The sequence below is a fragment of the Roseospira visakhapatnamensis genome, assembly GCF_014197915.1.
Taxonomy (GTDB): Bacteria; Pseudomonadota; Alphaproteobacteria; order Rhodospirillales; family Rhodospirillaceae; genus Rhodospira; species Rhodospira visakhapatnamensis.
In genome coordinates, this window is the sequence record NZ_JACIGK010000075.1 from 1 (window position 1) to 2,513 (window position 2,513).

Here is a 2,513-nt window from a genome sequence, read left to right on the forward strand (position 1 = left end):
GACCGCCTCGGCGACGTCCACCAAAAGGCCGTCACCATGGGCAAGATCGCCGACATCCTCCAAGCCCGCGGCCAACTCGACAAAGCCCTGCGCATCCGAAACGAAGAAGAACTCCCCGTCTATGACCGCCTCGGCGACGTCCGAGAAAAGGCCATCACGATTAGAAAAGTTGCCGACATCTATGCCGCCAGAGGGGATTTGGACGATGCCCTAAAGGGATACCAATCCGCATGCGACATAATAGAGCCTCTGGGCGCCATCCGTGACATGGCCGTGTTTCGCGGGCTGATCGCCGACATCCTCCAAGCCCGCGGCCAACTCGACGACGCCCTGCGCATCCGAAACGAAGAACAACTCCCCGTCTTTGACCGCCTCGGCGACGTCCGATCAAAGGCCGTCACCATGGGCAAGATCGCCGACATCCTCCAAGCCCGCGGCCAACTCGACGAAGCCCTGCGCATCCGAAACGAAGAACAACTCCCCGTCTTTGACCGCCTCGGCGACGTCCACCAAAAGGCCGTCACCATGGGCAAGATCGCCGACATCCTCCAAGCCCGCGGCCAACTCGACAAAGCCCTGCGCATCCTCCAGGACGAGGTCCGCCCGGCCTTCGACCGCCTCGGCGACCAGCGCGAGATTGCCGCCTGCCTGTGGGGCATCGCCAGCATTCATCTCGCGAAGGGGGACCACGGCGCGGCGGCGCAGGTCGTGCCGCGCGCCTACGCCATCGTCGACCAACTCGGCGCGTTGGATGGCATCGCGGTGATCGGGGTGGCACTCGGCCAGTTTCTCGCCGCCGCCGGCCAAAAGGAGGACGCGATCGCGGTGCTGGAGCGCTCGGCGCAGGCCTTTCGCCATTTCGGCCGGGATGCCGAGGCGGACCAGGTGGCGGTGCTCATTGATCAGGTTCGCGCCACCGCCGACCAGGCGTCCCCGTCCGAGGAGAAAGAGCCATGACCAACACCGTCACCTTCCGTGTGGATGGGGCCGAGTCCGAGACCGTCGCGCCAATGGTCGCCGATGCGCTGAAAAGGGCGTTCGGCGAGGCCCCGGCCGTCCAGCCGGTCACCTCACCGCCGGACGGCCCGCACCGCGATCTGGGGACAGCCATTGCCATTGCGACCCTGGTCCTCACCCTCCCGAGCGCCGCCCTGGCCGTCGCCGACCTGGTCGAGCGGCGCAAGCGGAAAGACCAGGCGGATCAGCTCCTTGAGACGCTGCGCGCCCTCTCGAAGGACCGGTCGGTGTCCATCCGGCTGGACATCGCGGATCGCACGGTTTCCGTATCCGACCTGACAGCCGATACGCTGCTGGACCTCGCCGATCGCACACCCAAGACGCCGGACGAGACACCGTGACACAGCTCACGGACCGGCCAGATCTGGCCGGTTTTCCGCTGCTGTGCGGCGGCGCCGGCCTCCGCCGGCGTCAGGCGCTCGGCCCGGCCGGCGCCGGCGAGGTCAGGCGGGCCAGCAGCGCGGCGTTCTGGGCCTCCAGGACCGCGAGGCGGCCGGCCAGGTCGGCGGTCCGCTCCCGGGCCTCCGTGGTCTCGCGCCGCGCCTGGGCGGCCTCGTCCCGCCCCTCGGCCGCGCGACGCTCCATCTCCTGCCCGCGCGCCTCGGCCACGGCCAGGGACTGGCGGAGGGCACCGGCCTCCGTCCGGCTGGCGTCCCGCTCGCCGGCCACGGCCTCCAGGCGCGCCCTGGTCTCCTCCAGGTCGGCGTTGAGCTGATCGGCCAGGTCGGCCGCATCCCGCCGCGCGGCTTCCATCTCGGCGCGGGCAGCCGCCAGCGTCTCGCGCTCGCCGGCCAGGCGCGCCGTGGCCAGGTCCAGGGCCACGGTCCACACCTCGGCCCCCAGGGCCTCCAGCTGATCGGCGACGGCCTGGGGCACGGGCTGGCGCTCGGGCACCTCGCGGGCGGCCTTGCGCGCCTTCCACGCGACCATGGCCTCCTGAATGGTGGTGAAGCTGCCGCCGCCCACGGCCTTGCGCACGGCGGCGAGGGTGGGCTTCTGGCCGGCGGCGTCGAGATCGTCGGCGGCGGCCCAGATGCGGTCCCTGGTGATGGCCATGGCGCTTCCCTCTTGTTGTCATAGTACGTTGTATCATACTACATACTATGACAACAAGCAAGCCCGACCCGCCGTTGGTAGCCCTTTTTTTGCTATCACATAGCGCTTGCATTCAGGTCCGCCGGCGCAATCTCGTGCTTACATGAACAGCACGCACAGAAAGACCCTGCGGGCCGTTTTCCGCGACCCGGTCTCGGGTACCATCGCCTGGAACGATCTTGAGTCTCTGTTGCTTGCCGCCAGCGCCGACCTGGTCGAGGGCTCCGGTTCCCGCGCCCGCTTCGTCGCGGGGACCGTGGTCGCCACCGTCCACCGCCCGCACCCCGCACGGGACACCAGGCGGTCTCAGGTCAGGGACGCGCGCGCCTTTCTTGAGTCCATCGGAGTCACGCCATGAGCACCATGACCTACAAGGGCTACAGCGCCCGCGTCGCCTTCGA

4 protein-coding genes are annotated in these 2,513 nt (G+C 68.8%); 3 read left to right on the forward strand and 1 reads right to left on the reverse strand.

The window, feature by feature from the left end; genetic code table 11:
- Both GGD89_RS19410 and GGD89_RS19415 read left to right on the forward strand, forming a co-directional pair.
- On the forward strand, nt 1–957 hold a 957-nt coding region (locus tag GGD89_RS19410), incomplete at its 5' end, for a tetratricopeptide repeat protein (protein ID WP_484592942.1).
- Nucleotides 954–1,358, forward strand: coding sequence for a hypothetical protein (locus GGD89_RS19415; RefSeq protein ID WP_184049147.1), 405 nt, complete (start codon nt 954–956; stop codon nt 1,356–1,358). The genes GGD89_RS19410 and GGD89_RS19415, both read left to right, overlap by 4 nt.
- 70 nt (nt 1,359–1,428) lie before the next feature.
- On the opposite strand, the gene GGD89_RS19420 is transcribed toward GGD89_RS19415, so the two are convergent.
- The gene (locus GGD89_RS19420) at nt 1,429–2,073 is read right to left on the reverse strand and encodes a DNA-binding protein (RefSeq protein ID WP_184049150.1); all 645 of its coding nucleotides are present in this window, start codon (nt 2,071–2,073) and stop codon (nt 1,429–1,431) included.
- Between the two features lie 142 nt (nt 2,074–2,215).
- Here GGD89_RS19420 and GGD89_RS19425 point away from each other — a divergent pair, with 142 nt between their 5' ends.
- The gene (locus GGD89_RS19425; protein ID WP_184049153.1) at nt 2,216–2,470 is read left to right on the forward strand and encodes a type II toxin-antitoxin system HicA family toxin; all 255 of its coding nucleotides are present in this window, start codon (nt 2,216–2,218) and stop codon (nt 2,468–2,470) included.
- The last annotated feature ends 43 nt before the right edge of the window (nt 2,471–2,513 follow it).